At 70.2% G+C, this 14,567-nt stretch carries 14 protein-coding genes; 8 read left to right on the forward strand and 6 right to left on the reverse strand.

The window, feature by feature from the left end; translation table 11 throughout:
* Window position 1 precedes the first annotated feature (1 nt).
* From AC4HOU_RS22745 to AC4HOU_RS22770, 6 genes are all read right to left on the reverse strand, one after another.
* Complete coding sequence (locus tag AC4HOU_RS22745; RefSeq protein ID WP_490725167.1) at window positions 2–619, reverse strand: cysteine hydrolase family protein; 618 nt, start codon at window positions 617–619, stop codon at window positions 2–4.
* An 81-nt stretch (window positions 620–700) separates the two neighbouring features.
* The gene (locus AC4HOU_RS22750; RefSeq protein ID WP_490725169.1) at window positions 701–1,693 is read right to left on the reverse strand and encodes a GlxA family transcriptional regulator; all 993 of its coding nucleotides are present in this window, start codon (window positions 1,691–1,693) and stop codon (window positions 701–703) included.
* Between the two features lie 86 nt (window positions 1,694–1,779).
* Window positions 1,780–2,562: a hypothetical protein gene (locus tag AC4HOU_RS22755; protein WP_490725171.1), complete on the reverse strand. Its 783-nt coding sequence runs from the start codon at window positions 2,560–2,562 to the stop codon at window positions 1,780–1,782.
* A 111-nt stretch (window positions 2,563–2,673) separates the two neighbouring features.
* Window positions 2,674–3,321 carry a TetR/AcrR family transcriptional regulator gene (locus AC4HOU_RS22760; protein WP_163814875.1) on the reverse strand — a complete coding sequence of 216 codons (648 nt, stop codon included), beginning with the start codon at window positions 3,319–3,321 and terminating at the stop codon, window positions 2,674–2,676.
* Window positions 3,305–4,450 (reverse strand): acyl-CoA dehydrogenase family protein, encoded by a 1,146-nt coding sequence (locus AC4HOU_RS22765; RefSeq protein WP_490725174.1) that lies wholly within the window; start codon window positions 4,448–4,450, stop codon window positions 3,305–3,307. Before AC4HOU_RS22765 ends, AC4HOU_RS22760 begins: the two co-directional genes overlap by 17 nt.
* A gap of 118 nt (window positions 4,451–4,568) precedes the next feature.
* Window positions 4,569–5,258, reverse strand: coding sequence for a TetR/AcrR family transcriptional regulator (locus AC4HOU_RS22770; protein ID WP_163814873.1), 690 nt, complete (start codon window positions 5,256–5,258; stop codon window positions 4,569–4,571).
* A 252-nt stretch (window positions 5,259–5,510) separates the two neighbouring features.
* Here AC4HOU_RS22770 and AC4HOU_RS22775 point away from each other — a divergent pair, with 252 nt between their 5' ends.
* The 8 genes from AC4HOU_RS22775 to AC4HOU_RS22810 all read left to right on the forward strand — a co-directional run bounded on the left by AC4HOU_RS22775 (window position 5,511) and on the right by AC4HOU_RS22810 (window position 14,563).
* Window positions 5,511–6,605 carry an alpha/beta fold hydrolase gene (locus AC4HOU_RS22775; protein ID WP_490725176.1) on the forward strand — a complete coding sequence of 365 codons (1,095 nt, stop codon included), beginning with the start codon at window positions 5,511–5,513 and terminating at the stop codon, window positions 6,603–6,605.
* 48 nt (window positions 6,606–6,653) lie between these two features.
* Entirely contained in the window at window positions 6,654–6,869 is a 216-nt protein-coding gene (locus AC4HOU_RS22780; protein ID WP_490725178.1) for a hypothetical protein, read from the forward strand.
* Window positions 6,866–8,050 carry a hypothetical protein gene (locus AC4HOU_RS22785; RefSeq protein ID WP_490725180.1) on the forward strand — a complete coding sequence of 395 codons (1,185 nt, stop codon included), beginning with the start codon at window positions 6,866–6,868 and terminating at the stop codon, window positions 8,048–8,050. Before AC4HOU_RS22780 ends, AC4HOU_RS22785 begins: the two co-directional genes overlap by 4 nt.
* Before the next feature lie 71 nt (window positions 8,051–8,121).
* Window positions 8,122–9,546 (forward strand): hypothetical protein, encoded by a 1,425-nt coding sequence (locus AC4HOU_RS22790; RefSeq protein WP_195007155.1) that lies wholly within the window; start codon window positions 8,122–8,124, stop codon window positions 9,544–9,546.
* A gap of 111 nt (window positions 9,547–9,657) precedes the next feature.
* Window positions 9,658–11,088, forward strand: coding sequence for an SDR family NAD(P)-dependent oxidoreductase (locus AC4HOU_RS22795; protein WP_490725182.1), 1,431 nt, complete (start codon window positions 9,658–9,660; stop codon window positions 11,086–11,088).
* An 86-nt stretch (window positions 11,089–11,174) separates the two neighbouring features.
* Window positions 11,175–12,527, forward strand: a complete 1,353-nt coding sequence (locus AC4HOU_RS22800) for a CoA transferase (protein WP_163814868.1) — start codon at window positions 11,175–11,177, stop codon at window positions 12,525–12,527.
* A 48-nt stretch (window positions 12,528–12,575) separates the two neighbouring features.
* Window positions 12,576–13,649: a nucleoside hydrolase gene (locus AC4HOU_RS22805; RefSeq protein ID WP_194992422.1), complete on the forward strand. Its 1,074-nt coding sequence runs from the start codon at window positions 12,576–12,578 to the stop codon at window positions 13,647–13,649.
* Window positions 13,646–14,563 carry an amidohydrolase family protein gene (locus AC4HOU_RS22810; protein ID WP_194992421.1) on the forward strand — a complete coding sequence of 306 codons (918 nt, stop codon included), beginning with the start codon at window positions 13,646–13,648 and terminating at the stop codon, window positions 14,561–14,563. The genes AC4HOU_RS22805 and AC4HOU_RS22810 overlap by 4 nt, the downstream gene beginning before the upstream one ends.
* Window positions 14,564–14,567 lie beyond the last annotated feature (4 nt).

A 14,567-nucleotide genomic window follows, 5' to 3' on the forward strand; every position in this document is an offset into this window, starting at 1 on the left:
CTCAGTCCGGCAGCGCGTCCACGGTCGGGACGACGACGCCGAACAGATCGGTGACGGTGGTCAGGGCCGCGGTGTGCAGTGCGGCCGCGGGCACGACCGCACCGTCCGGGCCGGTCAGGGCGCGGGTGGCGCTGGCTTCGGCGACGACGGTCGGGCGGTAGCCGAGGTTGAACGCGCCCTGCGCGGTGTGGCCGACGCACATGTGCGTCATGAACCCGGCCAGCACCAGATCGCCGCCCGGCTCGACACCCGAATCCCGCAGCGTCTGTTCCAGTTCGGTGCGGTGGAAGGAATCGGGGAACAGCTTGACCACCACCGGCTCACCATCGATGGGCGCGACTTCGGCGCTGATGGCGCCGATCTCGGCGCGGATGTCGTACGGAGTGCCTTCGCCGCCGTCGTTGACGATGTGCACGATGGGAATCCCCGCACCCCGTGCACGTTCCAGCAAGCGGGCACCGGCCGCCAACGCCGGCTCGGCGCCTTCCAATGCCATCACGCCGGTCCGGTAGGTGTTCTGGAAATCGATCATGATCAGGGCGCTATCGCGCAACCGTGGCGCCGAATCGTTCAGTCCGACGACGGTGCGCAGGGTATCCGAGGGCCGGGGTGTGGTCATGACAGCCTTTCGACAGTGATGTGGGCATGGCGAAGTTCCTCCCGGCGCGGTGGCCGAGGGAGGTCTGTGGGGGCGGAGGGCTCAGGCCGTCCGGGTGCGGAAGCGGCGGCGGTAGGCCGCCGGTGTGGTACCGAGCTGACGTTTGACGGCCCGGTGCAGGGTCTCCACCGAGCCGAGTCCCGAGCTCGCGGCGATCTGGTCGAGGCTGTGGTCGGTGGCTTCGAGCAGTCGTCGGGCGACTTCGACCCTGGTCGCTTCGACGTAGGCGCTGGGCCCGACCCCCGTCTCGGCGGTGAAGACCCGGACGAAATGGCGTTCGCTCAACCGCATCCGCGCGGCGAGGACCTCGGTGGACAGTTCCTCGTCGAAATGCTCGGCGATCCACAGCCGGAGCTCGTCGATATCGCGGCGGGCCGGTGCGGGACGGCTCAGCGGCACCGAGAACTGGCTCTGCCCGCCCTGTCGTTTCAGATACATCACCAGCTGACGCGCCACGGCCAGCGCCGTCTGCTCGCCGAGGTCCTCCGCGACCAGGGCCAGCGCCAGGTCCAGGCAGGCGCTGATGCCCGCGCCGGTCCACAGCCTGCCCCGGTCGGTGCGTACGAAGATCGGATCCGGATCGACGGTGACCTCGGGATGGCGGGCCGCGAGCTGGGCGGCGGTCGACCAGTGCGTGGTGGCCGTCTTGCCGTCGAGCAGCCCGGCCGCGGCGAGCAGGTGCGCGCCGACGCAGACCGAGGCCACCCGCCCGGCGCTCGGGGCGGTCGCTGCCAGCCACTCCACCACGTCGGTATCGATGCGCGCCAGCGGCCCGCCCTCGGTCATCTCGACGGCACCGGGCACCAACAGGGTGTCGACGCGGCCGTCGACTTCGTCGAAGGTCAGGTCCGGCAGTACCCGCACGCCGGCCGACGTGGTGACCGGGCCGGGCGCCGGAGCAGCGAGGCGGACCCGGTAGCCCGCGCGGCCTGCCGTCTCGCGGTTGGCCAGGGCGAAGACTTCGGCCGGGCCGGTGACGTCGAGGAGGTCGACCTCGGGGAAGACCGCGATGACGACCTGATGGGAACTGGGCACGAACCCATCCTCACCCGCGGCACCGATGACGGCAATGACGATTGTCTGTCACATTCGGACATCGCACCGTCGACGATCCGGCGCGCTCAGGCGGTCCAGAGCACCCAGGTCGCGCTTCGGCCCTGGCCTTCGCAGACCAACGCGCGTCCGTCGGCGGTGCGCGCGGTCGCCGCGACCCCCGGATTGCAGCTGGTGCCGCCTTCGCCGACCACCTCGGAGATCGTGTAGGGCCCCTTCCACTGGAATCCGGTGGTGGAGGTGGCGGCGGTCAGGCACAGCAGCGTCGATCCGTCGGCGGCGGTGCCGATGAGTCCGGCCTCCGGGCAGGCGGTGCGCAGGACGGCCGTCGGCGCCGCGGGCCCGGCGGGCTCGGCACCGGAGGCGGGGGGGCCGGTGGTCGCCTCCGGCGCACCCGCGTGCTCCGGCGGGCCACCGGCGGCCGGTCCGGTCGCCGATGCCGCTGTCGCCCAGGCGGTCTGGGAGGTCTGGGTGGAGGCGAGGTCCTCGGTCCGGGAGACCACGTCCGAGAGCAGGTCGCCGGGCAGTACCAGCAAGGCCGCGATCACCGCGGCCTCGGCCAGCCCGAGCAGCAGCGCGAACAACGCCATCACCCGGCCGCGCGGGTGGCTGAAGGCGATGAGCCCGAACACGATCGCGACCGGGATCAACAGCAGCAGGGCCGCGACCAGCGCGATGACCGCGTAGGGGTTGACGATTCGGCGGGTGGCGGGTTCGTCGTAGCCGCGGGGCCAGTCGTAGTCGTCGTCGGGTTCGTCGACGGCGACGCCTCGGCCACGGCGGGGGGCCGCGGTGGTGTCGTCGCGAACTTCCGGCCAGCGCTCATCTGCCCAGCGCTGCGAATCTGCCATCCGAGGTACCTCTCACACTCACCGTCGCGCGAAACCCCGCCAGATCCGGACCCGCCCCGACATGAGAAGGATAGAGGCCCACCGCTGAACCGTCCCGCGAACGCGGGCAGCTCAGCGGCCGCGTTCGACCTTCGGCAGCGATTCGGTGACCAGGGTGAGCAGCATGTCCACCAGCAGTCCGTGCACCTGGTCGCGGGACAGCGTGCCGCGGGTGATCCATTCCCGTCCGGCCACTTTCACCAATCCGCCGTAGGCGCGCACCATCGCGCGCATGGAGGCGCTGTGTGCCGAATCGGCGAGCCCGATCATCAGCAGCAGCCGTTCCGCGGCGGCGTCATCGGCCTGATCCAGGATCTGCTGCACATCCGGATCGTCGCCGACGCCCTCATGACTGGTGACCTTGACCCAGGTGCTGCCGTGTTCGGAGATGGTGTCGAGCAGCCAGCGCACACTGGCCTCGACCCGTTCGCGTTCGGTGCCGGTGGGCACGATCATGTCGTCGATGCGCGGCAGGGTCACCATCCGGCGCACCACCGCGAGATACAGATCGCGCTTGTTGCCGAAGTAGTGATTGATCAGCCCGCGCGCGACGCCCGCGCGCTGCGCCAGCTCCGCCGTCGACACCGCGGCATAGGGCCGCTCGCCGAACATCTCGATCGCCTGGGCCAGGATCTGGGCCCGGCGTTCGTCTGGCTCGAGCCGCCGGCGGCGCGGTTGCCCGTCGGTGGCCGAGACTGGGGTATCAGAGAGATCGCGCAATGAGATCCTTCATCACCTCGTTGCTCCCGGCGAGGATGCGCAGCACACGAGCGCCGGTGTAGAGCTGGGAAATCGGGTACTCCGTCATGTAGCCGTAGCCGCCGAACAGTTGCAGGCAGCGGTCAACCACGATACCCAGTTGGTCGGTCAACCAGTACTTCGACATCGCAGCGGTGGGAATATCGAGTTCGCCGCGCAGGTGCTTGGTGATGCAGTCGTCGAGGAAGGTGCGGCTCACCGTGGCCAGCGTCGCGCATTCGGCGAGTTCGAACTTGGTGTTCTGCATGGCGAACAGTGGTTTGCCGAACGCCGCACGGCCCTTGGTGTATTCGACGGTCAGCTCGACCGCGCGTTCCATCATCGCGACCGCCATGATCGCGGTGACGAGTCGTTCCTGGGCCAGCATCTGCATCATCTGGTAAAAGCCCTGGCCCTCGACGCCGCCGAGCAGGTTCGCCGCCGGCACCCGGAGGCCGTCGAAGAACAGCTCCGCGGTGTCCTGCCCCTTGCCGCCGATCTTGGACAGGATGCGGCCCCTGGTGAAACCCGGAGTGTCCTCGCCCACCTCGGCGAACAGCAGGGAGACGCCCGCAGCGCCCTGCTCGGGATCGGTTTTGGCGGCGACGATGATGCCGTCGCAGAGCCAGCCGTTGGTGATGAAGATCTTCGATCCGGTGATGACGTAGTCGTCGCCGTCGCGCACCGCGCGGGTCTTGATGTTCTGCAGGTCCGAGCCGGTACCGGGTTCGGTCATGCCGATCGAGAGCACCATATCGCCGCTCGCGGCCCGCGGCAGCACCCGCTGCTTGAGGTCGTCGGAACCGAATTCGGCCAGATAGGGGGCGATGATCGCGCTGTGCACCGGCATGCCCATGGCGCCGTCACCGGCGCGGACCTGCTCCTCGATGATCGCGGCCTCGTGGGCGAAGGTGCCGCCACCACCGCCGAATGCCTCGGGCAGCGCCGCACAGAGCAGGCCGAGCTTGCCCGCGGTCCGGTAGAGCTCGCGGTCGGGGTGACCCTGCTCGACGAATTTCTCCTCGTGCGGAACGACCTCGCGCTCGAAGAAATTGCGGGCCAGATCCCGCACCGCTTCGACCTCGTCATCACTCCACATCGCGCGTGCCATCTCGCATCCTCCGCTCTCCCGCCCGGCCGCGCCGGGGCTCGTGCACTCAGATTCACCCACTATTGGCGTTCTGTCAACAAGCCGCGCGCAGCGGTGCCGCGAGTGCGCGCACGGGAACTCAGCGGTCGGGTTCGACCGCGGCGAGGGTGGTGAAGATGGGCGTGGCCGGATCGGCCTCGATCCCACGGCGACGCAGGAAGCTGTCGATGAGCCCCCACACGTATTCGGTGGTCTGATCGACGAATTCGTTCGCGTCGTCGGCCGGATCATCGCCGCCGAGCCACAGGTCGGTGATCGAGACGACCACACCGGTGATGGCGCGCGCCAGATAGTCGACGCCGCTGTCGTCGATGGGCACCGCTTCGGCCACCGCGCCGGCCCGCCGCGCCAGGCGCCCGGCGACCTGACGGCCGAGGTCCACCTGCACCACCGAGCCGTCGCGGTCGTGTCCGGTCGGGGCCTGGCCGAGGAAACGGAAGACGTTCGGGTGTTCGAGGATGCTGTCGGCGTAGGCACGCAGGACCGTCCGCAGCGCCTGCCGCGGCGGCTGCAGCACGAGGGTCAAGTCGCTGCCCGCGGCGGCGAACGCCGATTTCGCCATCCGGCCGCCGATCTCGGTGAACAGATCGGCCTTGTCCGCGAAACGCCGGTACAGGCGTGGTTTGGTGATGCCTGCCTCGCGCGCGATGTCGTCCATGCTCGGCCGCGGGCCGTCGCGATCGATCACCCTGATGGCGGCGTCGACGATCTCGTCGCGGCCGATGGATCGCGGGGCGGCGCGCACGGTGGAGCGGTTCACGCTGGTCATCTCCGGGTGCCGGCGACGTCGATGTTGGCGAGTGCGGCGGCATTCACCCCTCGAGCAACACCACCGACCCTGGTGCGAGAGCATACACGTACTCCTGGTACGCGCGAGCCGAGCTCGGCCGCTCGCCTAGTAAACCCGCGATTCACGTGATCCATCACACATCGGCGTCTACCTGGGGTATCCGACTTCTCCGGCCGACGTACTGGCAGTATCGTCGACCGTACCGCCAGTACGCTCGAACGAGGTGACGTGATGACCGAACCGCGCGATCCCGCCCGCCACCCGCAGGACGGGCCCGCACCCGACCGCCGCTGGCGGATCACGGTCGACGGCGTCGAGCTCGCCGGCTTCGAATGGGGAGACCCGGCGGCGCAGCCCCTGGTACTCGTACACGGCGCCTCCGACACCCACCGTGTCTGGGAACAGGTGGCGGTGATCCTCGCCGACGAATTCCGGGTGATCACCTATGACGTGCGCGGGCACGGCCGGTCCGGCGCGCCCCATGAGCTCGCCGCCTACCGGCTCGACCGGCTCGCCGAGGACCTCTACGCCGTCATCGACACCGCGTCCCCGCACCAGCCGGTTCATCTGGCCGGTCATGGCTGGGGTGCGGTGCAGGGCTGGGAAGCGGTGCTCGATCCGCGCGCGAACACCCGCATCGCATCGTTCACGGCCCTGTCGGCGCCCCATCTGGACCACCTCGGACTGTGGTTGCATCAGCTGCGTCGTCGCACCAGGCGCACCGCGCATCGGGTGCAATCCCGCGCAGTGCGCCGGTTCGCGGCCGTCCCGCCGCTCGAGCGCCGCACCGCGGCCGGGATCGACGGCGCCGCCCCACCACGCGACACCGCACCCGCACCCGACTCCCGGGCGCGACGCCCGCGCCGGCGCGCGCCGATGGCGTCCGCACTGGACGAGGCGCTGCTGACGCTGCACAGCTCGCCGTCGATGCTGCGCCGGGCGCTCTACCAGCCGCGGGTCCACGCCGGCCTACGGCAGCTCACGCACCGCTCCGCCCATACGGTGGCGCCGATCGCGCCCACCTGGCGCGCTGATCTCCTCGCGGGCGCGCGGATCGTCCGCGCCAATCTCGGCCACCATCTCCGTCATCCCCGCGATCAGCACGCCGCGGTGCCCGTGCAGCTGCTCCTCGATGCCGCCGACCCGGCCGCGCGGCCGGGCGTGCGGGCCGCCGTACAGGAACGAGTGGATCGGCTGTGGTGCTACACGCTGCCGGCGGACCATTGGCTTCCGGTGACCGAACCGCTGCTGGTCGGCGAGGCCATCGCCAATTTCGTCAGCGATCTGCGCGCCGACAGCGACCCCGTCTTCCGCACCACGCACTGAAACGACCGGCATCCACCGGCGACGAGCCATTCACCGACGAAAGGCATCATGACCACCGCAGCCGACACCTTGTCCGAGAGGCTGGGCGCTCGCCTGCCCGAGGCGTTCTCCCGTCTGTCCGAAGCACAACTCACCGAGCTCGATCATGTGCTGAGCGCGGCGTCGGAGCGCCGGGCCGCGCAGATGCACGCGGCCTTCGAATCCGGATTGCAGATGATCCCGCGACTGCTGCGTCCCGCGGTGAAGAAGGCGCTCGGCCTGTGAGCAACCATCTGCTCGCGCTCGCCGAGACGACCAAACTTGCCCGGCTGCTCGGCGTGGAGACCGAGCGGCTCGACTTCCTGGTCGACCTGCCGCCTGCGGCGATCCGTGAGTTCCGCGATCGCAGCACCGACATGCTCTTCGACCGCGACCGCGCCAAACTCGCGATGGTGGCCGCGGCGGCCAATCTCGTACCGGTGGCGATCAGTGCGAAGATCGCCACCCGCGCGTTCGGGCCCGTGCTGTGCGCCGCGGTGGCCGCCTCGGTCGAGCCGCGGCGCGCCGTGGACATCGCGGCCGCCCTGCCCGCGCCGTTCCTGGCCGAAGCGGCCATTGCCCTGGATCCGCGGCGCACCGCCGCGGTGATCGCCCAGGTTCCGCCGCGGCAGGTCGCCGCGGTCGCGACCGAACTGCTGGGCCGCGACGAGCACGTCACCATGGGCCGGTTCGTCGGCGTGGTGCCCGAGCCCTCGCTGCGCGCGGCCGCCGCCGTCACCGACGACGCCGACCTGCTGCGGATCGGCTTCCTGATGGAGGACAAGAGTTCGATCAACACCTTGATCGATATCGTGGCCGACCGGCTGCCCGCCATCATCCGCGCCGCGCACACCGAGCGGTTGTGGGCGCAGGGCCTGGATCTGCTCGCCACCGTGAACGACGCGAACAAGGCCCGGCTCGGCGATATCGTCGCCGGGCTCGGTGACGAGGTCCTCGACGGACTCGTCCGCGCTGCCTACGAACTCGATGCGCTATCGACGCTGCTTCCGGTCACCCGTGCCATGAGCGCCACGGCGCTCGCGGCGCTGGCGTCCCGGCCCGCCGTGCACGACGAGCAGTTCCTCGCCGCGTGCGTCGACGTCGCCCTGCGCGAGGAACTGTGGCTGGATCTGCTTCCGCTGACCGGCTATCTGCCCCCGCAGCCGTTGGCCTTCGTCGCCGACCGGATCGCCGCCGAACCCGAGGACCGGCTCGATGATCTGCTGCGCCGCGCCGGGGCCGCGGGCCAGTGGGAGGCCGTGATCCCCCTCGCCACCGCGCTGCCGGACGAGGATCGCCGCCGGCTGGCCGCGCTGCCGGTGATGACCGAGCCCGACGACGCAGCGAGCGCGTCCCGGCCCGCCTCCGCCGGGGACGGGTCGGCCTCCGCGCGTGACCGGCTCGCCGAGGCACTGCGAGTCGACTAGCCGACTGCCGAGTCCGGCCGCGGACACTGTCGAATGGCCGCTCACCTGGCTGCGGTGGTACGTTCCCCGCCATGACGACATCGGGGGACTCTTCGAATCAGCCGGGCGCGCAAGGTGATCAGCCGCAGACGGCAGGCGATGCCGGGCAGCAGCACGTAGCGCCTTCGGATCCGACGATTCTGCGGCAGCCGAATTCGCCGGACCCGCAGCAGGATCCCACTCAACTGCGCTCCTTCGATCAGCCTCAGGGTGGGTTCGCACCCGCCGCACCGCCGCCCGCGCAGGGTTTCGGGCAGCCGGTTTTCCCGCCGTCGCAGCAGTCGGGGCCGGGTTATGCCGTGCCCGCCGCGGCGCAGCCCGGTGGCACCTCCGATCAAGGTTTCACCGCCGACCCGAGTTTCGCCCCGGGCCAGGGCTTCGCCGCCCCGGGACAGGGCTACCCACCGCAGGATCAGAGCTTCGGACAGCAGGGCCAAGGTTTCGCGGCGCCAGGCCAGGGATTCGGGCCGCAGGGCCAGGGCCTCCCGCCACAGGGCCAGGGTTTCGCGCCACAGGGCCAGGGTTTCGCGCAGCAGGGACATGGCGTTGCCCAGGGCCAGAGCTTCGCACCCGAAGGCCACGCCTCGGCACCCCAGGGCCACGGGTTCGCACCGCAAGGCCAGAACTTCGGCCAGGGCCAGGGATTCGCGCCGCAGGGCCAGAACGTCCCCGCGGGGTTCGGGCCGGGCGGTCCCGGTTTCGCTCAGTCCGCCTCCGCTTACGGCTCGACCGGACCCGCCGCCCCCGCATCCTCGGGGCTCGCGGGCAAAGGCTGGTTGTGGGGGCTCGGGGGCATCGTCCTCGCCTCGGCCGTGTGGGGCGGCGCGGTGCTGGCATTCGGCGGCTTCGGTGGCAGCAGCGCCGCCGGTGTCCCGCCGGGCGTGCCCGACCTGCGCGGCTACACCTATTCCGCCGATTTCTGCGACCTCGCCGACACCGCGCCATTCACCGAGGCCGGCTACACGGTCTCCACGAGGTCCTCCTCCGGCAAGAACGATTACCCGAACTTCGAAGGCTCCGAACACGCCGCACGCGACTCCATGTTCTGTGCGCAACGGTTCCTTCCGCAGGGTGTCGACGACGACGATTACGAAGACGCGTACATGTATTCCGGCGTCACGATCCACAAGAAGAGCGATCCGGGTCCGGAATTCACCGCGGGCTTCGACACCTGGGAGAACTCACGGTCGGATGACAGCGGCGACGGCCGCAAGGAGAAGATCTCGGGCCTGGGTGATGAGGCGTGGGTGGCCGTCGAGCCCAGCAAGGCCGGAGATCCCTCCCCCACGGTCACCATCCGCGTCCGTGACGGGTGGGTGATCGGATACTTCACCTGGTCGCAGTATGTGTCCACCTCATCGTCGTCGACGAGTAAAGCGAAGGTACTGCCGGAATCGGAGGTCATCGACAAACTCACCGACGCCGCGCAGTCCACGATGGCCGCGCTGCGCGACTGAACCGGGCGCGCGAGACCGGTTCCGAGCAGAGGTGAGGGGCCGGTCACCGGAGGCCATTTGCGACAATGGACGCGATACTCGCCCAGCTCATGAAGGATGATCCCAGCTCCGATGGCCGAAACCACGATCGATCCGGACGCGCTCGCCACCTGTTTGCGGGTCCTGGAGCAGGCCGGACAGCTCGACAAGGATCATCCGGATTCGGTCGCGGTGCAGCGCGCTGTCGGGCATATGTTCAAAAAGCTCAAGCAGCGCAGGCGCGCCGAGGCCAGGCAGGCGGTCTCCTCGGCCGACCGCGCGGTGGTCGCCGCCACGGCGACCGGTTCGCCGCAGCGCATCGACGACGAGACCGCAGGCATCCCGATCAGCTCCAGCGCCACCGGCGCCACCGCGGGCACTCTGATCCGGCCGCGCCCGTGCTACATCTGCAAGGAGCGCTACACCCAGGTCGACGCGTTCTACCACCAGCTGTGCCCGGACTGCGCCGCCGAAAGCCACGCCCGTCGCGATGCCCGCACCGACCTCACCGGCCGGCGGGCGCTGCTCACCGGTGGACGCGCCAAGATCGGCATGTACATCGCGCTGCGACTGCTGCGCGACGGCGCGCACACCACCATCACCACCCGCTTCCCGAATGACGCGATCCGGCGTTTCGCCGCCCAGCCCGACAGCGCCGACTGGCTGCACCGGGTCCGCATCGTCGGCATCGATCTGCGTGATCCGGCGCAAGTGGTGGCGCTGGCCGACGACGTCGCCGCGCAGGGTCCGCTCGACATCCTGATCAACAACGCCGCGCAGACGGTGCGGCGCTCGGCCGGGGCCTACAGCGCACTGGTCGAGGCCGAATCCATGCCGCTGCCCGCCGGTGAACTGCCCGATGTGGTGACCTTCGGCAAGACGATGCAGGCCCACCCCAGCGCGCTGACGGCCTCGCTGACCCCGACGCTGTCGGCCGCGGATGTGGCCGAGCTGGCGCTGGTGGCGGGTTCGGCCACCCCCGAACGCATTTCCCGCGGGGTCGCCATCGATGCCGGTGGCCTGGTGCCCGACCTCGCGCACACCAACAGCTGGGTGCAAACCGTCGGCGAGGTCGATCCGACCGAGCTGCTCGAGGTGCAGCTGTGCAATTCGGTCGCGCCGTTCATCCTGGTCTCGCGGCTGCGGCCGGCCATGGCGGCGGCGCAGGCGCGGCGCAAGTACATCGTCAACGTCTCGGCGATGGAGGGGCAGTTCAGCCGGGCCTACAAGGGTGCGGGACATCCGCACACGAATATGGCCAAGGCGGCGTTGAACATGTTGACCCGCACCAGTGCCCGGGAAATGTTCGAGACCGACTCGATTCTGATGACCGCCGTCGACACCGGCTGGATCACCGACGAACGGCCGCACTACACCAAGATGCGGCTGGCCGATGAGGGCTTCCGCGCGCCGCTGGATCTGGTGGACGGTGCCGCGCGGGTCTACGACCCGATCGTGCAGGGCGAGCAGGGCAACGACCTGTTCGGCTGCTTCCTGAAGGATTACCGGCCCTCCCCCTGGTGAACCCGCCACGCGCCACCGCGGCATCGGCCCGGTGGGGGTGCTCACGTCGGAATCCGTTCGTCTCGCCGGCCATTACGCTGGGTGCGGTGAGCGTGCACGAGCGGCTGGTCCGTGATTATCAGGATGGCATCGGGATCGACGATCGGTACGTGCCACCCGCACCGGACTTCGGTGCCACGCTGGCGGCGGCGCTGCCCGTGGCGGGGCTCGCCTCGGGCGCGATCGGCGCGGTCATCGGTGCGGCGAATCGGCTGCGGCGCGCTCGCGGACTCGATCCGGTGCACCATCGCATCGAACCGCGCCGGGTGGCGGCCGCCTTCGCCAGCGAGCGGCTGCTGCGCATCGACAACGCGCCGGTGGCGATGTTCGCCGATCTGTCGGGCTTCTTCCCGACCTTCGACGGCTGGGTCCGCACCCACGCCAACTACCCCCATCACCGCGCGCGATTGCTCGCCGCGCTGCACCTGCCCGCCGACGCCCCGGTCGACCTCGCCGTCGCGCAGATCGCGATGAGCCGCGCCGCCGATATCGAGGACGCGGCCGCCGCCACCGGCGCCATCGCGGTGCGGGTGCGCACCGAACGGGAATGGGCGGCCACCCCGCAGGCGCGGGCCGCAGCGGCCGGCCCGCTGGTCGCCACGACCGCCCGCGCCGACGCGCGCGGCCTCGGCCTGCCCGACGGCGCGACGCCGTTCCAACCGCTGCGCGGCATCCGCGTCCTCGATATGACAAGGGTGATCGCCGGTCCGGTCGCCACTCGCACCCTCGCGCTGCTCGGCGCCGACGTGCTGCGGATCGACCCGCCCGGACTGCCCGAGATTGCGTGGCAGTTCCGCGACACCTGCCAGGGCAAACGCACCACCGTGCTCGATCTGCGCCACGATCGCGCGCGAGTCGACGCCCTGCTCGACACCGCCGATGTGCTGGTGACCGGTTACCGGCCCGGTGCGCTCGAACACGCCGGGCTGACGATCCGGCCGGGCCTGGTGCACGCACGGGTCAGCGCCTGGGGCGAACTCGGTCCCTGGGGCGGGCGCCGCGGATTCGACAGCATCGTGCAGGCCGCGACCGGCATCGCCATCATCGAAGGCGCGCCGTCGGTGCCGAGCGCGCTGCCGGCCCAGGCACTCGATCACGCCTCGGGGTATCTGCTCGCCGCCGGGGTGATCGACGCGCTCGTCGCCCGCGCTGACGACGGCATCGGCCGCGATGTGCGGGTGTCGTTGGCGCGCACCGCGTCCTGGCTGCTCGCCGCGCCCGAACGCACGCCCCGGCACCCCGCGGCCACCGAACCGGATCCGCACTGCGCCCTCACGCACGGCAACGTCACCACCGCCATCCCCGCCCTCGCCGAGTATCCGGATTATCCGGCGCCTGCCCGCCGCTACGGATGCGACCGGCCGACCTGGTCGCATCCGGCGCCGCTGCGGCGGGTGTGAACGGGTCCGGGCGGGCACCGGCCCGGCCCCGCTCGATAGGCTCGAACCGTGCGGCAGAAGATCATCGTTGACGTCGATACCGGGGTGGACGATTCGCTGGCGCTGCTGTATCTGCTGGCCAGTCCCGAGGCGGAGATCCTCGGCATCGTGTCCACCGCAGGCAATGTCGGCGCCGCACAGGTCGCGGTCAATAATCTGGCCTGGCTCGAGCTGTGCCGCGCGCCCGAGATCGAGGTCGCGCTGGGATCCGCCGAACCGCTGGTCATCGCCTTGCGCACGACCGAGGACACGCACGGCCCGCAGGGTGTCGGCTATGCGGAGCTGCCGGCGCCGAGCCGGAAGGTCTCCGACCGCAATGCCCCCGATCTGTGGGTGGAATCGGCCCGCGAACATCCAGGGGAGATCATCGGGCTGTGCACGGGTCCGCTGACCAATCTGGCGCTGGCGCTGCGCCGTGAACCGGCGCTGCCGCGGCTGCTGCGCCGGCTGGTCGTGATGGGCGGCGCGTTCAACCATCCGGGCAACACCACGCCGACCAACGAGTGGAACATCCATGTCGATCCCGAGGCCGCCAAAGAGGTCTTCGACGCCTTCTCCGCCGCACCGCCCGACCGGCGTCCGCTGATCTGCGCCCTCGATATCACCGAAACCATCGAGATGCGGCCCGAGCATCTGACGCGGCTGGCCGAACGCGCGGGAAGTGTGCCCGCCGAACGGGTTTCGCCCAGCGACCCGCCGGGCGCGCGCTCGGCCACCAGCAACCCGATTATCCGGCACCTGACCGACGCGGTGCGCTTCTACTTCGATTTCCACCACTCCTACGACCTCGGGTACCTGGCGCATATGCACGATCCGTTCGCCGCCGCCGTCGCGCTCGACCCGGCGCTGGCGCGCACCAGGCCCGCGACGGTCGACGTCGAGCTGACCGGCACCCTCACCCGCGCCACCACGGTGGCCGACTGGGCGGGCATGTGGGGGCGTGAACCCAACGCCGACATCGTCGTCGGCACCGATCCCGAGCTGTTCTTCGACCGGCTGATCAGCCGCGTCGGCGACTTCGCGGCCGCGGTGTACCCAGCGCGGACCGGTCTGATCCCCGCACATGCACAGGAGGCGCCATGACCGATGACACCGTCGGCTATCTCACCGAATTCCGCGGCAGGCTCGGGCTGCCCGGCATCGTCGACGTGCACACCCATTTCATGCCGGATCAGGTGATGCGCAAGGTGTGGGCCTATTTCGATGCGGTCGGCCCGCTCACCGGACGTGAATGGCCGATCGCCTACCGTGACGATCAGGCGGTGCGGTTGAAGACGTTGCGCGGCTTCGGTGTACGCGCGTTCACGGCGCTGGTCTATCCGCACAAGCCGCTGATGGCGGCGTGGCTCAACTCCTGGACCGCGGAGTTCGCCGCCGAGGTTCCCGACTGCCTGCATACCGCCACCTTCTACCCCGAGCCCGGCGCGGCCGACTATGTGACCACCGCGCTGGAGCAGGGGGCGCGGGTATTCAAGTCGCACATCCAGGTCGGCGCCTACTCGCCGCTCGATCCGTTGCTCGACCCGGTGTGGGGCGTGCTCGCCGAATCCGGCACCCCGATCGTCATCCACTGCGGTTCCGGCCCGGCGCCCGGCGAATTCACCGGTCCAGGGCCCATCGCGGAGTTGCTGCGCCGCCATCCCGCCCTGCGGCTGATCGTCGCGCACATGGGCATGCCCGAGTACGCCGAGTTCATGGATCTGGCCGACCGTTACCCCGGCGTCTGCCTCGATACCACCATGGCCTTCACCGACTTCACCGAGGAAGAGGTCCCGTTCCCCGCCGCCGACCGCCCCCGGTTGCGCGATCTCGGCGACCGCATCCTTTTCGGCAGCGATTTCCCGAACATTCCCTACCCGTACCACCAGGCGATCATCGCTCTGGAACGGCTCGAGCTGGGCGACGACTGGTTGCGGGCCGTCTGCCACGACAACGCGGTGCGGGTATTCGAGCTGCCGGACGTCGTGGCCGGCGGCAAGGACAGCGGCGCTGTCTAGCCCG

The sequence above is a fragment of the Nocardia sp. JCM 38205 genome (assembly GCF_058222935.1).

Excerpts from the sequence above, each read along its gene's own strand:
- AC4HOU_RS22745 (WP_490725167.1), bottom strand. The coding sequence starts at position 619 with ATGACCACACCCCGGCCCTCGGATACCCTGCGCACCGTCGTCGGACTG.
- AC4HOU_RS22755 (WP_490725171.1), bottom strand. The coding sequence starts at position 2,562 with ATGGCAGATTCGCAGCGCTGGGCAGATGAGCGCTGGCCGGAAGTTCGC.
- AC4HOU_RS22765 (WP_490725174.1), bottom strand. The coding sequence starts at position 4,450 with ATGGCACGCGCGATGTGGAGTGATGACGAGGTCGAAGCGGTGCGGGAT.
- AC4HOU_RS22770 (WP_163814873.1), bottom strand. The coding sequence starts at position 5,258 with ATGACCAGCGTGAACCGCTCCACCGTGCGCGCCGCCCCGCGATCCATC.
- AC4HOU_RS22775 (WP_490725176.1), top strand. The coding sequence starts at position 5,511 with ATGACCGAACCGCGCGATCCCGCCCGCCACCCGCAGGACGGGCCCGCA.
- AC4HOU_RS22780 (WP_490725178.1), top strand. The coding sequence starts at position 6,654 with ATGACCACCGCAGCCGACACCTTGTCCGAGAGGCTGGGCGCTCGCCTG.
- AC4HOU_RS22790 (WP_195007155.1), top strand. The coding sequence starts at position 8,122 with ATGACGACATCGGGGGACTCTTCGAATCAGCCGGGCGCGCAAGGTGAT.
- AC4HOU_RS22795 (WP_490725182.1), top strand. The coding sequence starts at position 9,658 with ATGGCCGAAACCACGATCGATCCGGACGCGCTCGCCACCTGTTTGCGG.
- AC4HOU_RS22810 (WP_194992421.1), top strand. The coding sequence starts at position 13,646 with ATGACCGATGACACCGTCGGCTATCTCACCGAATTCCGCGGCAGGCTC.